Source organism: Saccharopolyspora soli (genome assembly GCF_022678645.1).
Taxonomy (GTDB): domain Bacteria; phylum Actinomycetota; class Actinomycetes; order Mycobacteriales; family Pseudonocardiaceae; genus Saccharopolyspora; species Saccharopolyspora soli.
In genome coordinates this window covers 88,440-110,906 of record NZ_JALBWV010000019.1, presented here as the reverse complement: position 1 = coordinate 110,906, position 22,467 = coordinate 88,440, and the positions used below count along the sequence as shown (strand labels likewise).

Below are 22,467 nucleotides of genomic sequence, written 5' to 3'. Positions count from 1 at the left end.
GCGGTTGCTGAGCTGCCAGGTGGCGGTCCAGATCATGGCTTTGTGGCAGGCTGGGAAGGTCTCGTAGTCTCGTACGAGGCGCAAGCTCAGACAGCCCCTCTCCTACCAGGAGTCCTTCGCCTTCCGGGCGGACCCTCGCATCGTCCGGAGGTTCCGCCCGGCACCTGACACCTTTGCCGACGCCCTCGACGAAGGCCCGTCAGTGGTGGTGGCCGTGCCGACCGAGGGACTCCACGGGGGTCGCGCCGGGGCGGGTCCACTGCGGCACGGGGCGGCTGGTCGGGCCCCAGGTGGCGTTCCCGTCCGCATCCGAACGCCAGGACCAGCACGGGCCGCGCCCCTCGGGCCAGCCCTCGGGTTTGTCCTCCCACGCTTCGCCGCGGCCGTAAGGCGTCATGTCGAGCAGGCCGAGGGACCCGTTGACCCGCTCGTTGCCACGGCCCGTCGTGGAGTAGGTGAGGAACGCGCGGTCGCCGTCGCGCAGGAAACAGGTGATGTAACCCATGCTGCCGCCGACCGGCGCCTCCACACCGCGCACCGAGTACCAGGGCTGGGTGTAACCCATGAACTCGACGTAGGAGGCCACCTCGGCCCACCGGCCCGTGGTCAGGATGGCGAACGAGACGCCGCGGGCGTTGAGGTAGACAGCGTCCTTCAGGTGCCAGGCCGTGGTGGTGCAGCCCTCGCACTGCCCCTGGTGCGGCGCGCCGTCGTACCACATGTGCTTGTAGACCACGAGCTCGTCGCGGCCCTGGAACAGGTCCAAGAACGGGACCGAGCCGTCAGGTCCGACGACCTCGGCCGTCCCGTCGAACTCCACCATCGGCAGTCGGCGTCGCGCCGCTGCGAGGGCGTCGCCCTCGCGGGTGTGGGCCTTCTCGCGGACCAGGAGCTCATCACGGGCGGTCTGCCAGGTGGCCAGGTCAACGACGGGCGGACGGCCGGGCAGCGCGGCGGCCGGGTCACTCGGCGTGGTCGTCATGGTGTCCTCCGTGGTGTCTCGTGCCGGGCAGCGTCGTAAGACATTCGACGGTCACCAGAACAGACTCGCGACCCGGCCAGAACTCATCGCGGCAGGGGCGCCCTCGGCTGAGCCCGCGCGGACCACGTCGGCTGACAAGTTCACAGACGCGCGCGGGTGCTGAACTCGTTTTGCGTGGCGGTAGCGGAACCCCAGGGGCTTTCTCGACTCCGGGATCCCCGACATCATGCATGTCCAACGCGGTTTCGGGGCTGTCCTCGCGAGAATGCCTCTGAGAACCCGCGGCGGTGCAACCTGCGAGAGCGGCAGAAAGCGGCTACGCCGCTTGCCCGACGACCAACCACGTCACACCCAATCCGCGAGTTCTAGCCTGACCTAGCCCCGTCCTGAAGGACGGGCATCCGCACGTTGGAGGACCGGTGAACGGTGCATGGGACCCCGAGACAGCGGGGGTGCTGCGTCTGCCCTCCGGCCGACTGGTTCGCGGCCGGGGGCTCAGACGCCCACTCCCAGCTGGGCCGGAGCCTGCCTTCGCGCTGTACCTGCTCGGGCGCGAACCCGCCCCGGTCCGCTGGGAAGCTCGCTGGCTTCGGTGGCCGGACTTCTGGTTGCCGTCCGACCGCGCTGCGGCCGGGGATGCGCTTCGCGAGGCGTGGCGGCGCTCCGAGACAGAACGTGTGGAGATCGCCTGCGGTGGCGGGTACGGCCGAACCGGCACCGCGCTGGCCTGCCTCGCCGTACTGGACGGCGTGCCCAGCCACGAGGCAGTCGCCTACGTCCGGAAGCACTACGCGTCACGCGCCGTGGAGACGCCCTGGCAACGCCGCTTCGTCGCCCGCTTCCAGTAGCCGTCCGCCGCACCGGCAGCCGTCTCGGCCCGCGTCACTTCCCGGCTGCGCGGTTCGGTGGACTGCCCGACTGGCCCGGCAGCCCACCTCGGCACGGTCTCCTACAACAGGGCTTCGAGGATTTCGACAGCGCGCCGCAGGCCGCCGGATTCCCGGATCTCCTGCCGCATTTCCTTCAACCGCAGTCGGATCCGCTCATCCGTGCTGACCTTCTGCAACGCGGCGCGGAGCTGCTCCGGCGTGACCGTTTCGCCGTCCACCTGAACGCCCAGGCCGAGTTCCTCGATCCGGGCCGCGTTCAGGAACTGCTCGGCCGCCTGCGGCACCGCGATCAGCGGCACCTCGTGGTACAGGCCCTCCATCGTGCCGCCCATGCCCGCATGGGTGATGAACGCGCTCGCCTGCGACAACACCCGCAACTGCGGAATCCACTGCCGCACCTCGAAATTCGACGGAATCTCACCGAGTTCCGCCGGATCGACCGACTGGCCGACCGACATCACCACATGCCAGTCGAGGTCGGCGAACGCACGCAGGCACTTGCGGTAGAAGGCCAACCGCTCGTTGTAAGCCGAGCCGAGTGAGATCACCAGCACCGGACGGGAATCCGGTGCCTGCCAATCTCCTTGGAGCGCCCGCTCGGTCAACATCGGTCCGACGAAGGTGAACGAATCCGCGGCCCGGTCACCCGAGTACTGGAACGTCCGCGGGATGGTCACGATGCAACGCCGCGGCACCGCCACGTCGTGGAAGGTCAGTTCGACCCCCTGCTGGGCGAAGTACTCGTCGTACCTGGCTCGCACCGCGACCTTCTCCGGTGTCAGCTCGATGTCGAACGCCTCCTCGATCCCGTCGGCGTAGACGTGCGTCGGGGACAGCTGGATGCAGGGCAGTCGCCATTTCTCCGCGAGCACGAGCGCCGGGAACGCCGCGACGTCGTAGACGATGAGATCGGGCCGGTCCGCCGCGTACGCCCGTTCGAGCTGCGGCAGCACGGCCTTGGTCTCGGCCAGGAACATCATCTGGGCCGCGACCTCCTCGTCCGGCCACTCCTGGGTCGCAGCCGACGGCCCCGGCAGCAGGGAGGTGTAGCGGACCGGGATCGCACCGGCCTCCGCCACCTGCGCGGCGAAGTCGTCGGTCGTGGCGTAGCTGACGCGGTGCCCGCGGCTCACCAACTCGGTGACCAGGCCGAGCCCCGGATTGACGTGCCCGTGCGCCGGGATGGAGACGAAGGCGATGTGCGCGGGCCGGGTGCGATAGCTGTTCTGGGCCATCTTGGCCATGTTTTTCCACTCCTGATCAGAAACGCCCTCGACGCAGCGAGCGGCGCGGAAAGTGTTCACTCGGATTGCCGCGCCGCAACGACCGCACCGAACCCGTCGACGGAACCGAGCAGCGGAGCGGGGCCACCAGGAAGCGATGGCCGAGCTCGGGAACTCGGATTCGTGAGCAGGCGATGGGACTCCGGAACCGGAATCCGGGTGCGCGTCGAAGCGCCGCGAAACAGGCGGACCAAAGCCGCCTTGCACTGCCGCTTTGGAAGCGGACTGATCAGAGGTAGAGCTGCACCTGCGCCATGTGCCCAGGCTAACGCACCCCGACGCGGGATGTCGCGTCAATTGCGCGTTGGTGTGACCAGGACCCCAGGATCCTGTTCGCCAGCAACGAAAGCGGCGCCGCTGGCGGGTTCCGAGTTCTACCGTGGCTGACGTGGACGTCGTCACCGTGGTGCCGAACCTGTTGCTGTTGCGGTTCGAATTCGGCCAGGCGTACCTGTGGCGGGAGGGCCGCTCGGCGACCCTCATCGACACCGGGATCGCCGGTTCCGGTTCGGCCATCGTCGCTCTCCTGACCGAACTCGACGCCGAACTGGAACGCATCGTCCTCACCCACGGGCACGAGGACCACGTCGGTTCCGCCGCCGAGCTCCGGGCGGCGACCGGGGCGCCCGTGCTGGCGCACGGGCTGGACGCGCCGATCGTCCGGGGCGAGCGGCCGCGACCCGACCCGGTGCTGCTCGACTGGGAGCGGCCCCTGTTCGACAGCATCGTCCCGACCGTCCCGCCGCCCCCGCCCTGCCCGGTCGACCAGGAACTCGCGGAAGGCGACGTGCTCGACTTCGCGGGCGGCGCCCGCGTGCTTTCCATTCCAGGTCACACAGATGGGAGCATCGCTGTTTATTTGTCAAGGAGCCGAATTCTGTTCACCGGGGACACCATCGCCAACGTCAACGAGGTGATGCTCGGCACCTTCAACACGGATCGTGTCCGAGCGATCGAGTCGTTCCACCGCCTCGCCGAACTCGACACCGAGGTCGTGTGCTTCGGTCACGGAGAACCGATCATCGAGCACGCCGGTGCGGAACTTCGTGCAACAGCGGCACAACTCACCGAGTAGCCCACAACGGTTCGGCGTACTCCGAAGTCCAGTTACGACTGATCGCGACCGCGACGCCGAAGAACGACGCGGAAATAACGACCGCAACCAAGAGCAGCACCAGCAGACAGGACCTCAGACCGACGTTCGACGCGCGACTCGGCTCATGCCGCCATCTCTCGCATCTCGATGATCGCCTCCTCCACCATTCGCTTGGTGTGCCGCAGTTCGCGACTGTCCAATGTGTCCAGCAGGGCGTACAGCTCACGCTCGGTGGCTGGTCGTGGACGGCCCAGCTTGTCGAGGCTCTTCAACAAGCCCAACTCGGCCAGTGCCGCGCCACGTGGCTCGTTGATGGACCGGAACATCTTCCGCGCGTCCCGATAGGTGCGAGCGGCCTCGCTGTACCAGCACGCGCGGAAGAGGACATTGCCGCGCATCTTGCGGTTGTAAGCCAGCGCACTGCTCAGATCCATTCGGCGGCAGATGTGCTCGCCCCAGGTCAGCAGCCGCAACGCCTCGTCGTGTTCCCCGCACAGGGAGTTGACGTCGGCCAGACCTCGCAACGCCCAAGCGAGCCCGCGTTCGTCCCCACCTTCCTTGGCGATCTTGGCGGCCTCCGCGAACCGCTGCCACGCGGAATCCAGATCACCGGCATTGCGGTCGAGCTGGGCGAGCCCTTCCAGTGCCCACACCGTGTGCCTGCACTCACCGCGCTCGCGCGCTTCGGCCAGCAGCTGCTCGTGCAGCTCACGTGCTTCCTCGTGATCGCCGCGGATCCGAAGCGTTTCGGCGATTCCGGCGAGCGAATAGCCGTAGGCGAGTTGATCACCGGCCTGCTTGGCCAGGTCTCGTCCGGAACTCAGCCAGCGCACCGCCGCGGTCAGCTGCCCGCGCTGCCGGGCCAGGGTGCCGCCGCTCCAGAGCGCCCACGCCATCGCACCTGGCTCGCCCGCGCTCCGGGCCGCCCGATAGCTCCCGCGCCACGCCGCGTCGGCCTCGTCGAGCTTGCCCAGGCGGCGACACGCCTCCGCGACCGCCAACCGCGCCTGGGCCAGCTCCAGGCCGGAGCCCTTGTCCACGGCGCGGAACTCGCGCTCCCGCGCCGCCGCCAGGACGTCCTCGTAAGCCGTGTTCACCGACATGTCTCGGAGCTGCCCCTGGTATTCCGGGGCGAACGCCTTGCCGTACATCTCAAGCCACCTCGCCTTTCACGCCGCGTTGGTGCTCAAGACGCACCAATTCCTGGTCGTGGGCCGGGCCCTCCGCCGATCCCCTGGAGCGGAGGGCCCGGCCTCTTCGAACCCCCGACGACGTCAAAGTTATGGCTCAGCGAGGGTCCGGCGGCTCAGCCGAATTGGCAGCTCAAATCGGCCGATCGGTCAGGAAGAACGAATTCGTTCCTCGTACTTTCGGCCAGAATCGACAGTGGTCAGGAACGATCTGAATAGCCCGGACGTTCTTCGGGCGGCAACTGGCATGCTGGGGTCGCGCCGGGCAACCGGTAGCGGTTCGCCGCGACCCACCGGTACGCACCCTCGGCCAGCAATCGCAGCACCGGTGCGGATATCAGCCAGCCGGGCACCGGCCACGGCATCCGGGAGTTCTTGAGCAGTTCCGCGACGGCGGCCGCACCGCCGAACACGCGGCCGGAGCGGGCGACCCACAGCACCTCGTGCCGGGCGCGATCCTCAGTGGTCCGGAACGAGGCCAGATCGGCCTCCTGCCACGGCATGATGCGCATGCGCACCGGCAACCGCTCCGCCAACCGCGCGCTGCGCGTGCAGAACCCGCAGTCGCCGTCGTAGATCAGCACGGGCAGATCGGTCATGGTCGCCGTCCCCCTTCCACTGGACCCGCCGATGGCGGGTGCTCCCACCAACAACGATCGCAAACGCGACCCGCTCCAGCACAGCCACTCGCGGGGACGATCGCGGACTGCGGTGGACCGGTCGCCGGATCAGATCTCGCGCGGGGTGGGTGTGCCGGAGGTGGCCGTATCGGACATACATCCTGGAGTCGGGAAACCCTCTGAGGTTCCGCTACCCGCACCGCCAAGCAAGACGACCCCGCACCGTCTTAGTCCAGGTCGTCGTGGCGCATCAGTAGACGACCGGCCTCGGTCAGCGAACCCGACAGCGACGGGTACACCGAGAACGTGTTCGCCAGGTTTTCCACGGTCACCTGGTTCTGCACCGCGAGCGCGATCGGCAGGATCAGCTCGCTGGCGTTGGGCGCCACCACCACGCCACCCACCACCACGCCGGTCTGCGGGCGGCAGAAGACCTTGAGGAAACCGCGCCGCAGCCCTTCCATCTTGGCCCGCGGGTTGGTGGCCAACGGCATCATCACGGTCCGCGCGGGCACGTCGCCGCAGTCGATGGCCTGCTGGCTGATGCCGACGGTGGCGATCTCCGGGTGGGTGAAGACGTTGGCCGCCACGGTCTTGAGCTTGATCGGGGCGACACCTTCGCCGAGCGCGTGCCACATCGCGATGCGGCCCTGCATGCCCGCCACCGAAGCCAGCAGCAGCAGACCGGTGCAGTCACCGGCCGCGTAGACGCCCGGCACGTTGGTCCGCGACACCCGGTCGACCGGGATGTAACCGCCGCGGTCGGGCTCGATGCCCAACCGGTCCAGGCCGATGTCGGTGGTGTTCGGCACCGATCCAACGGTCATCAGCGCGTGGCTGGCCTCCACCTGGCGACCATCGGCCAGGTGGATCAGCACCCCGGTGTCGGTGCGCTGCACCTTCTCCGCGCGCGCGTGCTTGACCACCTCGGTGCCGCGCTCCGCGAACACCTCCTCCAGCACCGCCGCGGCGTCCGCGTCCTCGTGCGGCAGCACGCGGTCGCGGCTGGAGATCATGGTGACCTTCACGCCCATCTCGGTGTAGGCGGAGGCGAACTCCACGCCGGTGACGCCGGAACCGATCACGGCCAGGTGTTCGGGCAGGTCGGGCAGGTCGTAGAGCTGGCGCCAGGTCAGGATCCGGTCCCCGTCCGGTTCGGCGCCCTTGAGGATCCGGGGAGTGGCGCCGGTGGCGATCAGCACGACGTCCGCGGTCAACTCCTCGAAGCCGCCGTCGGCGAGATCGACCCCGACGTGGTGCACGGCCATGCCTTTGGTCGGGTTGGTGAACCGCGCCCGACCCGCCAGGATCTGCACGCCCTCGCGGCGGACCCTGGACCGGATGTCGGCGGACTGCGCCAGCGCGAGGCCCTTGACCCGGCCGTGCACCACCGCGACGTCGACGTCCGAAGCCTCGGTCTTGGTGCGGATGCCGAGTTCCCGGGCATCCCGGAACGCGGACCGAGCACCCGCGGACGCGATGAAGGTCTTCGACGGCACGCAGTCGTAGAGCACGCATGCTCCACCGAGTCCCTCCGGCTCGACGAGCGTGACGTCCGCCCCGTTCGAAGCGGCGACCAACGCCGCCTCGTAGCCCGCGGGGCCGCCTCCCATGATCACGATGCGGGTCACTTCGCGCTCCTCCCCGGATCCGCCTGCCTTGTGGGCGCCGGGCCCACCGTACGCTGCGGCGAGTCCAGGCAATTCGGGTGGTACCGCCCCCTAAGAGTGGTTCGCGCAGCAGAACCCGGACGCCACTTCGATGTCGGATCCCCGACATCGTGAACCCCAACTCACCACGAGACGCCTGCGTCGGTGCGAGTTGGGTCCCCCTGCAAGGCGGCTAGTTGACCTCAGATGGCGCGACCGCGACCAGCGGGTGCCGCACTTCGACGTCGGCGCGGCGAACGCAGCCAGAAACCGGACGGACGCTGGAATTCCTCGCGATTGCCGCCTCGGTACCCACATTCGTGACGTGGTCCGCTCCGCCACTCGGGCTGTCGATCGCTACCCTGTTGGGCGTGCCTCTGTACGCCGCGTACGGGTCCAACATGGATCCGGCCCAGATGATGAAGCGCGCCCCGCATTCCCCGATGGCGGGAACGGGCTGGCTGGTGGACTGGCGGTTGACCTTCGGCGGGGAGGACTACGGCTGGGAAGGCGCCCTCGCCACCATCGTCGAGCAGCCAGGTTCACAGGTTTTCACGGTGCTCTACGACGTCAGCCCGGAGGACGAGCGGCAGCTCGACAGCTGGGAAGGCGGCGAGCTGGGCATGCACAAGAAGCTCCGGCTTCGGGTGCAGACGCTGGACGGAGCGGTGCTGGCCTGGTTGTACGTGCTGGACGCTTACGAGGGCGGTCTGCCGTCGGCGCGGTATCTCGGTGTGATGGCCGATGCCGCCGAGGCCGCCGGGGCTCCCGAGGACTACGTCGAGAAGCTGCGCAAACGTCCGTGCCACAACGTCGGTCCCTGATCCGCGCGTGACATCTGGTTCGAACATCACGCCTGGCGTGTGATAATCACTTCGGTTGCACACGCGAGGTTGGGGGTGTCCGTGACCGAGGCCGCCGAGACGCCGCTCAGCCAGCAGGAACGGCGCGAGCAGATCCGCCAGGAGGTGCTGGCCAGCGGTTTCGTCCGCATCGAAGGGCTCGCCGCCGAGCACGGGGTCAGCGGCATGACGATCCACCGCGACCTGGACGTCCTCGAAAAGCAGGGGTGGCTGCGCAAGGTGCGCGGTGGCGCGACGTCGACCCCGACCGCGCTCCTGGAGACGTCGGTGCGGGCCCGGATCGCCGACGCCGCCGAGGAGAAAGCCCGCATCGCCAAGCATGCGATGCACTTCGTTTCCCCTGGCCAGGTCGTGGCGCTCGACGACAGCACCAGCGCGCTGGCGGTTGCCGAACGACTGGCCTCGCTGGCGCCGCTGACCGTCGTGACGAACTTCCTGTCCGTGATCAACCTGCTCAGCGGCGAACCGGGCCTGCACCTGATCGGCCTCGGCGGCGACTACCAGCCCTCCTACGACGCGTTCCTCGGCCTGCACACCGCGAACATGGCCCGCACGATGCGCTCCGACGTGCTGTTCATGTCCACCACCGCAGTCGTCGGCGGGCACTGCCTGCACCGCTCGCAAGAGACGATCCAGGTCAAACGGGCGCTGATGGAGACCGCGGGCAAGCGGGTGTTGTTGCTGGACCACTCGAAGTTCGACCGGCGCGCGGTGCACGAGCTGGCGCCGCTGACGGAGTTCGATGTCGTCGTGGTCGATGCCGGGACGCCGAAGCCGCTGCGCGACGGGCTCCGGAACTCCGGCGTGGCGCTGGAAATCGCCGAAGGCTGAGCGGCGGTTCAGGATGCTGTGCGGTAGATGCGGCTCAGGCCGTTGAGCGTCGCGGTGAGGCGTTCGCGGAGTTCGGTCGGGGCGAGGATTTCGGCGTCGGCGCCGAGTTTGAGGAGTTCGGGGAGCGCTTGGTCGACGGACGCGATGGGGATCGCCACTCGGGTCCAACCATCGGCGTCGGGGGATGTCGCGGTTCGCCGGGCTCGCTCGACCACGGTTGCCTCCATGAAGTGCGGAAACCGGTCGAAGCCGCTCGGGGACAGCCGGATGGTTGCCGTGCTCCGGTGGCGTCGCGCGTCGAAGTGCGCCAGGTAGTTCTGCCAGTGGGTGGCCAGGTCGAACCCGTCCGGTCGGACGAAGTGCTCGTCGAGGACGTGCAGGTCGACGATCCGGGAGATGCGATAGGTGCGGATCTGTTCCGCAGGCCCAGCCACGAGATACCAGTGACCTGCTTTGAGCACCAGCCCGTACGGCTGCGCGGTCCGGATCGTTTCGCGGGGTTCGGCCCAGCGCAGGTAGCGCATCCGAATGGCGCGGTTGTGCCACACCGCTTCCGCGACCTCGGTCAGGTGCGGGGTGTGGTCGGCGTCCGGGTACCAAGCCGGGGCGTCCAGGTGGAACCGCTCGGCGATCCGCCCGGCCCGGTCGCGCAGTTCGGCGGGCAGGGCGGCCATGAGCTTGAGCTGGGTCGCGGTGACGACGGCGCCCAACCCGAGGTCGTCGGCCGCCGTGGGCAGCCCGGTCAGGAACAGCGATTCGGCCTCGCCGGTGGTCAGCCCGGTCAGCCGGGTGCGGAATCCGTCGAGCAGCCGGTAGCCGCCCGCGTGCCCTGGCTCGCCGTACAGCGGCACACCTGCCGCGCTCAGGGATTCCACGTCCCGATAGACGGTGCGCACCGAAACCTCCAACGCGTCGGCCAGTTCCTGCGCCGTCATCCGCCCTCGCGTCTGCAGCAGCAACAGGATCGATACCAACCGACTCGCACGCATAGGTCGGAGTCTGCCGAGCTCCACTGACAGCCTGTCTTCGAACTCGTTTTGCGTGGCGGTGCGGGTGGCGGAACCTCAGACGCCGTCTCGGTCCGGGATCCCCGACATCATGTACGCCAATACACCACGTCGAGGCTGTCCTCCCGACACGACGGCTGAGAACCGGCAGCGTTGCAAGTGGCGTACGTGGGCTAAGCGGCTGCGCCGCTTCAAAAACAAGAACAAAGACAAGCACTGACAGGAGGTGTCAGGGAAGTCTGGTTAGCGTCCGGCCCATGAACATCGACATCAATCGATTCGTCGAGCGCTACGTCGCGGTGTGGAACGAGCCCGACCCGGTGGCCAGGCGCAATACCATCGCCGCGCTGTGGGATGCGGACGGCGTCGAGGTGACCGAGTCGGCCCAGTACCACGGTCACCAAGAGTTGGAGGCGCGGATCACCGAGGCCCACGACCAGTTGGTGCGGGCTGCGGGTTTCGTCTTCCGGTCCGCCGACGACGCGACCGGGCACCACGACACGATCGCTTTCACCACGCACATGGTCCCCGCCGACGGCGGCGGCGACATCGCCTGGACCGGGCGCGTCTTCGTGGTTCTCGACGAGGACGGACGCATCCGGTCCGACCACCAGTTCACCGTGCCGTCCGAGGGCGCGAGCACCGCTCCACCGCGGTGGACTTCCTCCGCCGACTCGGCGAGGGAGATCCGGACCGGATCGCCGCGGTGTTCGCCGAGGACGTCGACTGGGTGCTGAACTGGCCGGTCGGCGGTCATCCGGCGGTGCCGTGGATCCGGCCGCGATCGACCCGAGCCGAGGTCGCCGACCACTTCCGCGCGATCGCCGACTGCCACGTGCCCGAGAAGGCGGCGGGATCGGCTTCCCGGATCCTCGTCGATGGCGCGGACGCGGTCGTGCTCGGCGACATCCGGCAGACCGTGAAGGCCACCGGCAGGCCCTACACCGCGCTGTGCGCGTTGCACCTGACCGTCGAGGACGGCCTGATCACCCGTTACGCCGTTTACGAAGACAGCCTCACCGTTGCCGAGGCCCTCTCCGAGCGGCCCGGGGGTTCCTGATCAAGCTCCGGAGATCCAGCCCCTGTCACGTAGTTCGCCGAGGAAGCGCTGGTAGCTGTCGTCCAGTTGGGACACCTCTGGGCGCACCGGTTCAACGAGTTCGGCGTTGGGCACCATCGCCGCCGCGGCTGTGCTCAGGTCCGGGTGGACCGAGCCGCTGGCGGCCAGCAGGGCGGCGCCCAGTGCCGTGCCCGCCCCCTGGACTCGCAGCACCGGCCGGTCCAGCACCGAGGCTCGGATCCGACACCAGTCGACACTGCGGGCCCCGCCGCCCGCGGTGCGCACCGAGCCTTCGGCTGGTGCACCGAGTTGGGCCAGCCGCTCCAGCGCGAGCCGCTCGCAGAAGGCGACGCCTTCGAGGCGGGAGCGGTATTCGTCGATCTGGTCTGCGGGCTCGCCGAGCACGAACCGCGTGGCGTGTTCGGCGAGGAACGGGAATCGCTCCCCCTCGCCGCGCAGCGGGTAGTTGACCACGCTGGCCGGGCCCCGCGCGGTGGCCGCCGCGTCCAGTCGCGGTAGTTCCGCGGTGTCCACATCGGACAGCGCGGAGCCGCCGATGTTGGCAGCACCGCCCGGCAGCCACATGCCGTCCGGGTGCAGGTGGCTGTACACCGCGCCAGCCGGGTCGTGCACGAGTTCCTTGGCGACTCCCTTCAACACCAGTGTCGTCCCGAGGACGGTCACGAACTGTCCGATGTCGACAGCCCCGCACGCCAGCTGACCAGCGCAGCCGTCGGTCATGCCCGCACGCACTTCGCAGCCGATCGGCAGGCCGGTCTCCGCGGCGGCCGTCGCGGAGACCGTGCCCAGCACCGCAGTTGGTCGTACGACCTCCGGTAGCAGTCGATCCGGCACGCCCAGAGCTTCGAAGACCTCGGTCGCCCACTCGCCTTCCACGGCGTCGTAGCCGCTTTTGAGCGCATGGCTGGAGTCGGTGGCGACCGGGTGTCCGACGAGCTTCCAGGCGAGGAGATCCGGGGTGTGGCACACCAGCGCGGCGCCGTCCGGGAGGTGCCGTGCCAACCAACCGATCCGGGCCAACCCGGAGCCCGCCGACGGGGTGATGCCGGTGCGTTGCCAGCGGCTCGCACCCACCTCGGCGGCGGTTCGGGCTTCCGCTTCGGCACGCCGGTCGTCGTACATCAGCGCTGCGGTGAGCGGCTCGCCGTTGCCGTCGACCACAACGACCGTGCCCGATGTCGCCGAGATCGCCAGCGAACCGATCTCGGTGCTGCGCGGCCCCAAAGCCGTTGTGCACTCGGCCAGGCAGTCCCGAACCGCTGGCCACCAACTGCTGGCGTCCTGTTCGGAGCGGCCACCCGTCGAGCGCACCGGTTGCGGCAACGGCCGGGACGCCGCGGCCACCACCGCTCCCGCCGGATCGTGGACCTGCACCCGGACGTTCGCGGTCGCGACGTCGACGCCAGCAACGAGCCCGTTCATCGGTCAGCCTCCAGCGCTTTCGCGAGCCCTTCGCTCATTCGGCCTCCTGCAACTTCTCCAGCGCGGTGGGCAGCTCGGCGAGCGAGAACACCGCGACATCGGGCTCGGCGAGCTGCTCCGGGGTGGGTTCGGGCGGCGCTTCGCCACGCACCACCCACACCGTGCGCAGGCCGACGTGATGGGCGCCGCGCACGTCGGTGTCCAGCCGGTTGCCGACGTGCACCGCGTTCTTCGGCTCGACGCCCGCTTCCCGCAGGGCGTGCTGGAAGATCCGCGGGTCCGGCTTCTCCGCGCCGACCACCTCCGAGACCGCCCAGATGTCGATGTAGTCGGCCACGCCGTCGCGGCGCAACGCTTCCACCACCACCGCCCGCTGGTTGGCCACGATCGCGAGCTTGTAACGCCCGGCGAGCTGTCGCAGCGTCGGCAACACGTCGGAGTGCAGGGCCGATGGCGGGTACTCCCAGTAGCGCTCGGCGCGCTCGGAGAGCCGTTGCCGGTCCTGCGCCGTCAGGAAACGCTCGGCGATCGCGGTGCGCAGGGACCCGCCCTGGGCTTGGCGGCGCTCGTCGTAGACCTGCTGGAACTCGGCTTCGTCGACGTTTCGGCCGTCTTCGGCGGCCAGTTCGCGCGCGGCTCGCAGCAGCGCGTCGCGGTAGGCCGTGTCGTCGTAGATGGGGCCGCCGACGTCGAGCAGCACGAGGTCGATCCGGTCGGCTCCCGAGTTGGAGCGGGGTTGGGCGGGCACGTCGCGTCCTTCCGGTGGTGGTCCACAACCGGGACCGTGATGTCACATCCCAGTGCAAACATAACACTCATCTTGAAATTTTTAACACTCAATGCTGTGATATTGCTGGTGCGGATCGATCGCGCCGACCAGCCAGGCGGGATCAGGAGGGAACGCCCGTGATCACCATCGGCATCGACGCCGGTACCTCCGTGGTGAAGAGCGTCGGCTACGCGGCGGACGGCACCGAACTCGCGGTCGCCAGCCGCCCGACCAGGGTCGAGCACCCCCGCCCCGGCTGGGCCGAGCAGGACATGCTCGACGTCTGGTCGGCCGTCGCGGACACGGTCGCCGAACTCGTCAGCCGACTGGGTGCTGATGTGTCCGCGTTGGCCATCACCGCGCAGGGCGACGGGTGCTGGCTCGTCGATGCCGCTGGTCGCCCCACCGGTCCCGCACTGCTGTGGAACGACTCCCGAGCCTCGGCGATCGTCGCGAACTGGGCCGATTCCGGGCTGCTCGCCGACCTTTTCAAGATCAACGGTTCGGTCGGCTTCGCCGGGCTGCCGCACGCGCAGCTCAGCTGGCTCGCCGAGCACGAACCGGCCCGCATCGACGCCGCCGCGAAGGTGCTGACCTGCGGTGGTTGGCTGTTCCACTGCTTGACCGGGCAGCTGGCCTGGGACGTCTCGGAGGCATCGAACCCCTTCCTCGACGCGCGGACCGGCCAGTACTCCGCCGCGGTGCTCACCGAACTCGGCCTGGACTGGGCCCGGCGGCTGCTGCCCGAAGCCGTCGACGGCCAGCAGCGGATCGCGCCGCTGCTCGGGTCGGCCGCCGAGCGGCTGGGAGTTCCCGAGGGCACACCGGTCGTGTTGGGCGCCTACGACGTGATCTCGACAGCCATCGGTGCGGGTGTGACCGAGCCCGGCCAGGCGTGCACGATCCTGGGCACCACCATCTGCACCGAGGTGATCAGCGACAGCCCCCGACTGGAGCGCACCCCGGTCGGGATGTCCCTGCGCACCCCGATGCCCGGCCGCTGGATGCTCGCCAGCGCCACGCTGGCCGGTACCGAGGTCGTGGAGTGGACCTGCCGGGTGCTCGGCCTGCCCAATCCGGAAGACCTCACCGAGCTCGCCGAACAGGCCGAGCCGGGCAGCAAGGACCTGTTGTTGCTGCCGTACCTCTCGCTCGGCGGGGAACGCGCGCCGTTCTACGACCCGGCCGCCCGCGGGAGCCTGCACGGCCTGAGCCTGGAGCACGGTCCGGCCGAGATCGCACGGGCCTGCCTGGAAGGGCTGGCCCTGGTGATCCGGGACTGCCTGCGGGCCAGCACCGCGCAGCCCACCGAGCTGCGGGTCACCGGCGGAGGTTCGGCCAGTCCGCTGTGGCGCCAGGTGATCGCGGACGTGACCGGACTGCCGGTCGTCCGCACCACCGACGAACAGGCAGGTGCCAGGGGCGCCGCGGTGACCGCGCACGCGCTGCTGACGGGTCGCGACATCACCGACGTGGCGCGCGAACTGGTCGGGACGTCGGATCCGCTGCCACCCGTCGAGACCAATCGCGCCTACTACGACGATGCCTACGCGCGGTTCGTCCAGATTCGCGAATCCGCCCAGAGCGCGGGCTGGTTCCGGCGGGCGGACTGACGTTCGGGCGCTCATCGCACACCTCCACCGACCAGCTCGTCGCACTGCGGTTTTGACCAGGCCAGTTGGAGCAGCGCGGCCGCCTGCCGCGTGCCCCGGCGATCTCGACGGCGGGCGAGGCGTTCCCCGACGATCGCGCGGAACCGCTCGGCGCTGTCGCCGAGCTGCGCGAGCGCCTGCTCCAGGCAGTCCAGAGCGGGCCGCTGCGGACCGGTGCACAGCAACTCGGCGATGGCGACGTCCAACGCCTGGGTGCGCAACCCGTCCAGTTCGACCACATCGCACTCCCTGATCCACGCCTGGTGGATGACGAGATCCGGCTGGGAGCGGAGTTCGCGGTGGTAGGGAATCGTCACGTGCACGACGTCGTCGGAGCCGGAGCCGCAGCCGTGCATCGCCGCAGCGGTCGCACCGGACAGCACCGAGTACGGCCCGGCGCGCAGCAGCGCTGCCGCCGCTCGGGTCAGCGGGTCTTGGGCGCGGGCGGCCGGGACGACAACGCCGAACCAGGGTTCGACCCACCGTTCTTCGGCGAGACCCGCGGCGAGCTCGGCGCAGCCGAGCAACCGTTCGGCGTCGCCGCGCGTCATCGCACCGTGCAGCGATGGCTGCGGCCATCGGCCGGGATCGTCGTGCTGGGCGGCCACCAGCGGTGGCACTTCGGGGCAAATGATGTTCGCGGTCATGCCCTAATAGAGACGGCAACCCCGCGAACAGATACAGCTACCGCTGGATACACCTCGATCGGATGGAACCAGGGCGAACTCGTGCGCACCGCTCTCGCCATGCGCACAGTCACCTACCTGCGCAAACGTGCCCGCTCAGTGCTGCAAGCTGGTCAGCGCGGTGTGCACCATCGCTCGGATGCCGACGAACAGCGCCCGCTCGTCCAGCGAGAACGTCGGCTGGTGCAGGTCCCTGACCCGACCCACGCCGGAATGCACGCCCAGCCGCGCGAACGAACCCGGCACGTGCTCCAGGTACCAGCCGAAGTCCTCACCACCGGACGACTGCGAGGTGCTGGTCAGGGCCTCGTCGCCGAGCCCTGCCGCGATCCCGGCCCGGAACAGCTCGGTGCTCGTCGTGTCGTTGACCACCGGTGGCACACCGCGCCGGTGCTGCAGGTCGAACCCGACGCCCAGCGGCGAGAGCATGCTCTGCACGAGTTCGTGCACCAGCGGCTCCAGCTTCGCCCAGGTGCCGCGATCACCGGTGCGCAGCGTCCCGGTGAGCACACCGTTCTGCGGGATGGCGTTCGGCGCCTCGCCCGCGTGCACCGCGCCCCAGGTCAACACGGTTCCGGTGCGCGGATCGACCCGGCGCGACAGCAGCGTCGGCAGGCCTGTGATGACGGTGCCCAGCGCGTGCACCAGATCAGCCGTCAGATGCGGGCGCGAGGTGTGTCCGCCGGGCGAGCTCAGCCGGAGTTCCAGCAGGTCGCTGGCCGAGGTGATGGCCCCGACCCGAGTGCCGAGCTGGCCGACCGGCAGCCGCGGGTCGCAGTGCAGCCCGAAGATCCGGTCCACGCCTTCGAGCGCACCGGCCGCCAGCACGTCCAAGGCACCGCCGGGCATCACTTCCTCGGCCGGTTGGAAGATCAGCCGCACGCGGCCGGGCAGGCTCGGCGCGGCGGCCAGCGCCAGCGCCGCACCCAGCACGATCGTGGTGTGCGCATCGTGCCCGCAGGCGTGCGCGACTCCGTCCACTGTGGACGCGTAGGGCAGTGCGGTCGTTTCCTGCAGCGGCAGGGCGTCGATGTCGGCCCGCAGCGCCACGGTGCGTTGGCCGGGTCGCCCGTCGCCGTCGATGTCGCACACGAGCCCGGTGCCCACCGGCAGGATCCGCGGGCGCAGACCGGCCCTGGTCAGCCGCTCCGCGAGGAACGCGGTGGTCTCGTGTTCCGCGCGAGAAAGTTCGGGGTAGGCGTGGATGTGCCGCCGCCAGGCCACCACCCGATGCGCATTCGCGTCCAACCAGGCATCCAACCAGGACGGTCCACGACCGGCACCGGGATCTGCCACCGCAGATTCCACACCGGACCCGATACTGGACGCCACGCTGGACATGGTGCTGCCGATGGGCGCGCTCGGCCCGTCCACCCCCGCCGCGACGAGGGCGCCTTGGGCGACGGCGGAACGTTCCGCCGCATCCCAGTCCGCGTCTTCCACCGCCGAACCACCGTTCGAGGACTGGCTCGGATCCGAGCCACGAGAATCCACTACGGTCACGCCACGCCTCCAGCGTCTTGCGAAACACCCGCACCCGGTCGGCTACCTGAGCGCGACGCGAGATCGTCACTCATGCGGCCTCCCCGACGTGCAGAACTCTTCCGACGAACTCCGACCGGATCGGTCGCGCGCCGCTGCCAGCAGGCGATCGCGTTGCGCGCCGTCCAACGCCGCAGCCACCGCGGTCCAGGCCATCGCCACCGCCCCGTCCAGCACCGCGCGATCCGCGGCCGGGGTCGCGCAAGCAGCGGCGAACTCCGCCTGGTGGTTGACCGCGTCGCCGCAGTCCACCGCGATCATCGGATGGATCGCGGGCAGGGTTTGGGTCACGTTGCCCATATCGGTGCTGCCGATGACCTGGCCCTGCTCTTCGCCCCGGTCGAGCGGTTCGCGCCCGAGCTCGGTGATCGCCCGGCGGTACGCCTCCGACAGCCAGCCGTCGGGGTTCAGCTCCGCGTAGACCGGGGAGATCTGCACGACGTCGTGCTCACATCCGGTTGCCGTCGCACCCGCCTCGAAACAGGCCCGAATCCGGTTCTCCAGGCCCTGGAGGGAGCGCGCTTGGGCAGCACGCAGGTTGTAGACCGCCGCAGTGTGCGCGGGAACGATGTTCGGCGCCGCGCCACCTGCGGTAACAATACCGTGCACCATCTGATGGGGTTCTAGGTGCTGGCGCAACAGTCCGATGGCGACCTGCGCGACCGTCAGGGCATCGGCCGCGTTGCGGCCGAGCTGCGGGGCCGAGGCGGCGTGCGACGCACGGCCGGTGTAGCGGACTTCGAGGTCAGTTATGGCGAGCGAAGTCGGGCGGCAGATCTCCTGCGGACCCGGGTGCACCATCATCGCCAGCGCGACGTCGTCGAAGGCACCGCGCTGCAACATCAGCACCTTGCCGCCGCCGGTTTCCTCGGCCGGGGTGCCGATCAACCGCACCGTGATGCCCACGTCGTCGGCGATCTCCGCCAGTGCGAGCGCGGCACCCACTCCGGCCGCGGCGATGATGTTGTGCCCGCAGGCGTGCCCGATCTCGGGCAGCGCGTCGTATTCCGCGCAGATCCCGACGACCAGCTCACCGGTGCCGGATTCGGCGACGAGCGCCGTGTCGAGGTCGGCGACCGGGGTTCGCACCGCGAAGCCGTGCCGGGCCAGCAATCCCGCGACCTTGGCGGCGCTGCGGTGTTCGGCGAACGACAGTTCGGGGTCGGCATGGATGCTGCGGGACAGCTCGACCAACTCCGGTTCGTGGCGCTGCACCGAGGCACGGCAGTGGGCTCGCACTGCGGTGGAACGGTCGTCGCGGGGCACGAACGGGGTGGCACTCATTTGCGCCCCATCCTGCATCATCGGCTTCGGGGCCGCGGCGGGCGCTGCACGATCGGGAGCCCACCGGTCGGCGCACTGCGACGAACGGGTGGTCGCGATTCAGCGGAACCGAAGAATTGGAGTTCGACCGACGCGGTGCGCAGAATTCCGCACCGAGGAATTGTCTTGGATCGGCGAGCACCGACCTGGTGGACCGCACTGCGACAGCCGGTGAACAAGGGTGTGGGCTGGCACCGGTCGGGGGGCTTCCCGGTGCCAGCCCACGTCTGTGGGGGCTTGATACCCCGTCGCAGGTGCGCTGACGTCGTCGTTCCTCCTACCGGGGAGCGATGCGCGCACGCAGTCAGTTGTGAAAATCCCACAGGTTCGGCGCTAGGTCTAGTCCATGACGAGAATTGGCACCGAAATAATTCCGCAAAGAACCGACCAGCACGCCGGTTTTACTTCGCTTGCTACTTTTTGCGCTTGACAAAGAAGACCGGCTTCTTTCTCGCCTTGCGGGATAACAGCACCAAGCCGATCAGCACTACCCCCGTGACGCCGATCGCGAGCCGCTGCCGCTCGTCGGCCGCCGGTTGCGCGGGCGGGGTCGGGTTCGGTTGCTGCGCCACCACCTCCACCGCGGTGTCGACGGCTCCGCTGGCCACGGCTGGCGGCGTCAGCAGGAGGAACAACGCGATCGCAAGGCCAGCGAGCACGCGGCCGGTCCGCCACATGTTGGCTCCACATCCTTCTGCACCGCGTCCATCGACGACACTTCGGAGGTCACTCGTACCGGTCTATTTGATCATATGCAACGCCGAGAGTGACCAGGATCTTCGAGTTCCGCCGGATCGGCGCAGTGCCAGTACCAATCTAGTGAACCGACCGCTCCCGCTCGATGCGGTCACCGAGCTCGTCGATCACCAAGGTGTCCCGGTCGATGTTGTCCGCGCGGTACGCGGCCCGGCCGACGAGCTGCGCCAACACCGGCGCGGTGAGCATCTGGAACAGGCCGACCAGGATCAGCCCGGAGGCGTAGACGAAGTCGAGCTGCACCGCCGTGCCGATCAGGACCAGGATCAGCCCGAGGGTCTGCGGCTTGGTCGCCGCCTGCAGCCGGGCGGCCACGTCGGGGAAGCTCAGCACGCCGATCGCACCCAGCAGGCAGGACAGCGCGCCGCCCAGCAGGCACACCGCGGAGAACACGTCGAGCCAGCTCATCGGTACGGCTCCTTCTTCTCGATCAACCGCGCCGCGCTGACCGAGCCGATGAAGGCAAGCAGCGCGAACGCGGCCAGCAGCGCGATGTTCGACCCGTCCCCCTGCCAGCCCATGCCGACGCAGGTCGCGGCGACGACCAGGGTGACGAACACGTCCACCGACACGATCCGGTCCAGGGTGCTGCGCCCGCGCAGCAACCGGACGACCACCAGCAGACCCGCCACGCACAGCAGACCGAACGTCACCAGGAAGACCCAGGCCATGCTCACCCCTCCCGTCCGGTCACCAGCGACACCTCGTTCGCCGTCCCGACCGCGCGCACCACCTGCTTCTCCAGGGCCAGCACGTCGCGCCGCACCGATTCGACGTCGTCCGGTCGCATGCCGAGCACGTAGACGTAGCAAAGCCGGTTGCCCCGGTCGATCTGCAGCACGAACTTGCCCGGCGCCAGCGACACCGCGTTGGCGACCATCGCGGTCAGGTGGTCGGAATCGGTCCGCAGCCGAACCGCGACGATGCCCGACTTCGCGTTCGGCCCGTGCCGCACCGCCTGCCAGGCCACCCGCGCGGTCGAGATCACCATGTCCCAGGCCAGGTAGCCGACCAGCAGCGCGAACCGCAGCGGTCGCAGCACGATGCCGGTGTTGATCGCCGGGAGCGGGAACACGGTGGTCACCAGCACCGCGATCAGCAGGCCGAAGAACAGCGTGCCGAGGTCGAAGGAACCCCACAGCAGCACCCAGACCAGGGTCAGCCAGGCCACCAGCGGCAGCCGTCGCAGCACTCGGCTGATCTCACTCACTGGCGACACCTCCCAACACCGCGCTCCGGTACGTCTGGCCGTGCATCAGGTCGTTCGCCGCTCGCCCGCTGACCGCGGCCAGCGGACCGGCGACCACCGCGATCACCACGCTCGCGGCCACCAGCACCCCGGTCGCGGCAACCATCGGCCGACTCGACGTGGCGGTGCCGACGACCAGCTCGTCGGTCGGATCCGGGTCCGGGTCCGGGACCTTGACCTGGCCCCAGAACGCCCTGGTCCACACCCGCGCCATCGCGTAGAGGGTGAGCAGGCTGGTCAGCACCGCCCCTGCGGTGACCGCGTAGGCGGTCCAGGTGTCCGCGCCGACACCGGCCTGCAACAGCGCCAGCTTGGCGACGAAGCCGGAGAACGGCGGCACACCGGCCAGGCTCAGGGCGGGCAGCGCGAACAGCACCGCGATCAGCGGCGCGGCCTTGGCCAAGCCGCCCATCCGGGTCAGCGCGACCGTGCCGGTGTGCCGCGTGATCAACCCGCTGACCAGGAACAACGTGGCCTGCACGGTGATGTGGTGCACCACGTAGAGGATCACCCCGGTCAGCCCGGCCACGTTGTAGACGCCGAGCCCGAACAGCATGTAGCCGATGTGGCTGACCAGCAGGAACGACAGCAGCCGGTTGAGGTCGTTCTGGGCCAGCGCGCCCAGCGCGCCGACGATCATGGTGACCAGCGCGATGCCCAGCATCAGGTGCCAGCTCTCGGCGTGGCTGAACACCAGCGTCTGGGTGCGGATCAGCGCGTAGATGCCGACCTTGGTGAGCAGCCCGGCGAACACCGCGGTGACCGGCGCGGGCGCGGTCGGATAGCTGTCCGGCAGCCAGAAGTGCAGCGGCACCATCGCCGCCTTCACCCCGAACACGATCACCACCAGCAGCGCCAGCGCGATCTGCAACCCGTCCGGCAGCTGGTGCACCTTCTCGCCCAGATCGGCCAGGTTGACCGTGCCGGTGGAGGCGTACACCAGCGCGATCATCGTGATGAACAGCAGCGAGGAGGCCAGGCTGACGATCGTGTAGGTCATGCCCGCGCGCACCCGAGTGGCCGTGGTGCGCCGGGTGATCAGCACGTACGACGAGCTCAGCATGATCTCGAAGGCGACGAACAGGTTGAACAGGTCGCCGGTGAGGTAGGCCAGCGACACGCCCGCGCACAGCATCAGGTACATCGGGTGGAACGTGGTGCTGGAGCGCTCCCGGCCGTAGTCGGTGATGCGCTGGCCGATCGAGTAGATCAGCACCGCGAAGGTCACCACCGAGGAAACCACCAGCAACAGCGCCGAAAGCCGGTCCGCGACCAGGGTGATCCCGAACGGAGCGGGCCAGCCGCCCATCTGCAGCACCACCGGGCCGTCGCGGTCCGCGACGTAGAGCAGCACTGCGGCGTCGACGATGATCCCGCCGAGCACGACGAGCCCGAGAGCACGCTGGAGATCGGCGAACCGCCCCAGCGCCAACGACAATCCGGCGGCGGCCAAAGGCAGCAGCACAGGCAGAGCCACCAGAACCGTCACTGTGTCGCCTCCTTCATGTCCGCGCGGCGTGATTTGCGTAGCGGTGCAGGAAGCGGAACCTCAGACGCCGTCTCGCTGTGGGATCCC

Annotated in this window: 23 protein-coding genes; 7 read left to right on the top strand and 16 right to left on the bottom strand. The window is 69.2% G+C overall.

The genetic code is table 11. The features are described from left to right. Positions 1–199 precede the first annotated feature (199 nt). Positions 200–982, bottom strand: a complete 783-nt coding sequence (locus MOQ72_RS16710; protein WP_242184565.1) for a DUF899 domain-containing protein — start codon at positions 980–982, stop codon at positions 200–202. A gap of 419 nt (positions 983–1,401) precedes the next feature. Between MOQ72_RS16710 and MOQ72_RS16705 the strand changes: the two genes are divergently transcribed. Continuing rightward, the gene (locus MOQ72_RS16705) at positions 1,402–1,830 is read left to right on the top strand and encodes a protein-tyrosine phosphatase family protein (protein ID WP_242184564.1); all 429 of its coding nucleotides are present in this window, start codon (positions 1,402–1,404) and stop codon (positions 1,828–1,830) included. A gap of 101 nt (positions 1,831–1,931) precedes the next feature. On the opposite strand, the gene MOQ72_RS16700 is transcribed toward MOQ72_RS16705, so the two are convergent. After that, positions 1,932–3,116 (bottom strand): macrolide family glycosyltransferase, encoded by a 1,185-nt coding sequence (locus tag MOQ72_RS16700; protein WP_242184563.1) that lies wholly within the window; start codon positions 3,114–3,116, stop codon positions 1,932–1,934. Between the two features lie 427 nt (positions 3,117–3,543). Here MOQ72_RS16700 and MOQ72_RS16695 point away from each other — a divergent pair, with 427 nt between their 5' ends. Continuing rightward, positions 3,544–4,230: an MBL fold metallo-hydrolase gene (locus MOQ72_RS16695; protein WP_242184562.1), complete on the top strand. Its 687-nt coding sequence runs from the start codon at positions 3,544–3,546 to the stop codon at positions 4,228–4,230. A 143-nt stretch (positions 4,231–4,373) separates the two neighbouring features. Here MOQ72_RS16695 and MOQ72_RS16690 read toward each other — a convergent pair whose 3' ends face one another. The 3 genes from MOQ72_RS16690 to MOQ72_RS16680 all read right to left on the bottom strand — a co-directional run bounded on the left by MOQ72_RS16690 (position 4,374) and on the right by MOQ72_RS16680 (position 7,692). Beyond that, positions 4,374–5,402 carry a tetratricopeptide repeat protein gene (locus MOQ72_RS16690; protein ID WP_242184561.1) on the bottom strand — a complete coding sequence of 343 codons (1,029 nt, stop codon included), beginning with the start codon at positions 5,400–5,402 and terminating at the stop codon, positions 4,374–4,376. A gap of 239 nt (positions 5,403–5,641) precedes the next feature. Further along, positions 5,642–6,040, bottom strand: coding sequence for a thiol-disulfide oxidoreductase DCC family protein (locus MOQ72_RS16685; protein WP_242184560.1), 399 nt, complete (start codon positions 6,038–6,040; stop codon positions 5,642–5,644). A gap of 248 nt (positions 6,041–6,288) precedes the next feature. After that, a complete protein-coding gene (locus MOQ72_RS16680) occupies positions 6,289–7,692 on the bottom strand; it encodes an NAD(P)H-quinone dehydrogenase (RefSeq protein ID WP_242184559.1) in 1,404 nt (467 codons plus the stop codon). Positions 7,693–8,081: 389 nt separating this feature from the next. On the opposite strand from MOQ72_RS16680, the gene MOQ72_RS16675 reads away from it, so the two are divergent. Beyond that, a complete protein-coding gene (locus MOQ72_RS16675; protein WP_242184557.1) occupies positions 8,082–8,534 on the top strand; it encodes a gamma-glutamylcyclotransferase in 453 nt (150 codons plus the stop codon). Between the two features lie 75 nt (positions 8,535–8,609). Further along, complete coding sequence (locus MOQ72_RS16670) at positions 8,610–9,404, top strand: DeoR/GlpR family DNA-binding transcription regulator (RefSeq protein WP_242184555.1); 795 nt, start codon at positions 8,610–8,612, stop codon at positions 9,402–9,404. A gap of 8 nt (positions 9,405–9,412) precedes the next feature. Here MOQ72_RS16670 and MOQ72_RS16665 read toward each other — a convergent pair whose 3' ends face one another. Further along, the gene (locus MOQ72_RS16665; RefSeq protein ID WP_242184554.1) at positions 9,413–10,393 is read right to left on the bottom strand and encodes a helix-turn-helix transcriptional regulator; all 981 of its coding nucleotides are present in this window, start codon (positions 10,391–10,393) and stop codon (positions 9,413–9,415) included. Positions 10,394–10,668: 275 nt separating this feature from the next. On the opposite strand from MOQ72_RS16665, the gene MOQ72_RS45200 reads away from it, so the two are divergent. Both MOQ72_RS45200 and MOQ72_RS16655 read left to right on the top strand, forming a co-directional pair. Then, entirely contained in the window at positions 10,669–11,148 is a 480-nt protein-coding gene (locus MOQ72_RS45200; protein ID WP_242184553.1) for a hypothetical protein, read from the top strand. Further along, complete coding sequence (locus MOQ72_RS16655; protein WP_242184552.1) at positions 11,118–11,471, top strand: nuclear transport factor 2 family protein; 354 nt, start codon at positions 11,118–11,120, stop codon at positions 11,469–11,471. The genes MOQ72_RS45200 and MOQ72_RS16655 overlap by 31 nt, the downstream gene beginning before the upstream one ends. Here MOQ72_RS16655 and MOQ72_RS16650 read toward each other — a convergent pair whose 3' ends face one another. Together MOQ72_RS16650 and MOQ72_RS16645 are read right to left on the bottom strand one after the other, a co-directional pair. Then, the gene (locus MOQ72_RS16650; RefSeq protein ID WP_242184551.1) at positions 11,472–12,914 is read right to left on the bottom strand and encodes an FGGY-family carbohydrate kinase; all 1,443 of its coding nucleotides are present in this window, start codon (positions 12,912–12,914) and stop codon (positions 11,472–11,474) included. It abuts the gene before it with no gap. Positions 12,915–12,948: 34 nt separating this feature from the next. Further along, complete coding sequence (locus MOQ72_RS16645; protein WP_242184550.1) at positions 12,949–13,662, bottom strand: HAD family hydrolase; 714 nt, start codon at positions 13,660–13,662, stop codon at positions 12,949–12,951. A gap of 158 nt (positions 13,663–13,820) precedes the next feature. Between MOQ72_RS16645 and MOQ72_RS45195 the strand changes: the two genes are divergently transcribed. Further along, complete coding sequence (locus tag MOQ72_RS45195) at positions 13,821–15,296, top strand: FGGY-family carbohydrate kinase (protein ID WP_242184549.1); 1,476 nt, start codon at positions 13,821–13,823, stop codon at positions 15,294–15,296. Between the two features lie 11 nt (positions 15,297–15,307). Here the strand turns inward: MOQ72_RS45195 and MOQ72_RS16635 are convergent, their stop codons facing one another. The 8 genes from MOQ72_RS16635 to MOQ72_RS16600 all read right to left on the bottom strand — a co-directional run bounded on the left by MOQ72_RS16635 (position 15,308) and on the right by MOQ72_RS16600 (position 22,380). After that, positions 15,308–15,982 carry a hypothetical protein gene (locus tag MOQ72_RS16635; protein ID WP_242184547.1) on the bottom strand — a complete coding sequence of 225 codons (675 nt, stop codon included), beginning with the start codon at positions 15,980–15,982 and terminating at the stop codon, positions 15,308–15,310. 135 nt (positions 15,983–16,117) lie between these two features. Further along, a complete protein-coding gene (locus MOQ72_RS16630; protein ID WP_242184639.1) occupies positions 16,118–17,362 on the bottom strand; it encodes a M20 family metallopeptidase in 1,245 nt (414 codons plus the stop codon). Between the two features lie 228 nt (positions 17,363–17,590). Beyond that, entirely contained in the window at positions 17,591–18,847 is a 1,257-nt protein-coding gene (locus tag MOQ72_RS16625; RefSeq protein ID WP_242184545.1) for a M20 family metallopeptidase, read from the bottom strand. Between the two features lie 452 nt (positions 18,848–19,299). After that, positions 19,300–19,563: a hypothetical protein gene (locus MOQ72_RS16620; RefSeq protein WP_242184543.1), complete on the bottom strand. Its 264-nt coding sequence runs from the start codon at positions 19,561–19,563 to the stop codon at positions 19,300–19,302. Between the two features lie 139 nt (positions 19,564–19,702). Beyond that, entirely contained in the window at positions 19,703–20,050 is a 348-nt protein-coding gene (gene mnhG, locus MOQ72_RS16615) for a monovalent cation/H(+) antiporter subunit G (RefSeq protein ID WP_242184540.1), read from the bottom strand. After that, a complete protein-coding gene (locus MOQ72_RS16610; protein WP_242184538.1) occupies positions 20,047–20,313 on the bottom strand; it encodes an MrpF/PhaF family protein in 267 nt (88 codons plus the stop codon). The genes mnhG and MOQ72_RS16610 overlap by 4 nt, the downstream gene beginning before the upstream one ends. A gap of 2 nt (positions 20,314–20,315) precedes the next feature. Further along, positions 20,316–20,852, bottom strand: coding sequence for a Na+/H+ antiporter subunit E (locus tag MOQ72_RS16605; RefSeq protein WP_242184536.1), 537 nt, complete (start codon positions 20,850–20,852; stop codon positions 20,316–20,318). Beyond that, complete coding sequence (locus MOQ72_RS16600) at positions 20,845–22,380, bottom strand: Na+/H+ antiporter subunit D (protein WP_242184534.1); 1,536 nt, start codon at positions 22,378–22,380, stop codon at positions 20,845–20,847. The genes MOQ72_RS16605 and MOQ72_RS16600 overlap by 8 nt, the downstream gene beginning before the upstream one ends. Positions 22,381–22,467 lie beyond the last annotated feature (87 nt).

What these genes read in the sequence shown, in the direction of transcription:
- MOQ72_RS16710 (WP_242184565.1), bottom strand. Translation starts at nt 982, where the DNA reads ATGACGACCACGCCGAGTGACCCGGCCGCCGCGCTGCCCGGCCGTCCG.
- MOQ72_RS16700 (WP_242184563.1), bottom strand. Translation starts at nt 3,116, where the DNA reads ATGGCCAAGATGGCCCAGAACAGCTATCGCACCCGGCCCGCGCACATC.
- MOQ72_RS16690 (WP_242184561.1), bottom strand. Translation starts at nt 5,402, where the DNA reads ATGTACGGCAAGGCGTTCGCCCCGGAATACCAGGGGCAGCTCCGAGAC.
- MOQ72_RS16685 (WP_242184560.1), bottom strand. Translation starts at nt 6,040, where the DNA reads ATGACCGATCTGCCCGTGCTGATCTACGACGGCGACTGCGGGTTCTGC.
- MOQ72_RS16665 (WP_242184554.1), bottom strand. Translation starts at nt 10,393, where the DNA reads ATGCGTGCGAGTCGGTTGGTATCGATCCTGTTGCTGCTGCAGACGCGA.
- MOQ72_RS45200 (WP_242184553.1), top strand. Translation starts at nt 10,669, where the DNA reads ATGAACATCGACATCAATCGATTCGTCGAGCGCTACGTCGCGGTGTGG.
- MOQ72_RS16650 (WP_242184551.1), bottom strand. Translation starts at nt 12,914, where the DNA reads ATGAACGGGCTCGTTGCTGGCGTCGACGTCGCGACCGCGAACGTCCGG.
- MOQ72_RS16635 (WP_242184547.1), bottom strand. Translation starts at nt 15,982, where the DNA reads ATGACCGCGAACATCATTTGCCCCGAAGTGCCACCGCTGGTGGCCGCC.
- MOQ72_RS16630 (WP_242184639.1), bottom strand. Translation starts at nt 17,362, where the DNA reads ATGTCCAGCGTGGCGTCCAGTATCGGGTCCGGTGTGGAATCTGCGGTG.
- MOQ72_RS16625 (WP_242184545.1), bottom strand. Translation starts at nt 18,847, where the DNA reads ATGAGTGCCACCCCGTTCGTGCCCCGCGACGACCGTTCCACCGCAGTG.
- MOQ72_RS16620 (WP_242184543.1), bottom strand. Translation starts at nt 19,563, where the DNA reads ATGTGGCGGACCGGCCGCGTGCTCGCTGGCCTTGCGATCGCGTTGTTC.
- mnhG (WP_242184540.1), bottom strand. Translation starts at nt 20,050, where the DNA reads ATGAGCTGGCTCGACGTGTTCTCCGCGGTGTGCCTGCTGGGCGGCGCG.
- MOQ72_RS16610 (WP_242184538.1), bottom strand. Translation starts at nt 20,313, where the DNA reads ATGGCCTGGGTCTTCCTGGTGACGTTCGGTCTGCTGTGCGTGGCGGGT.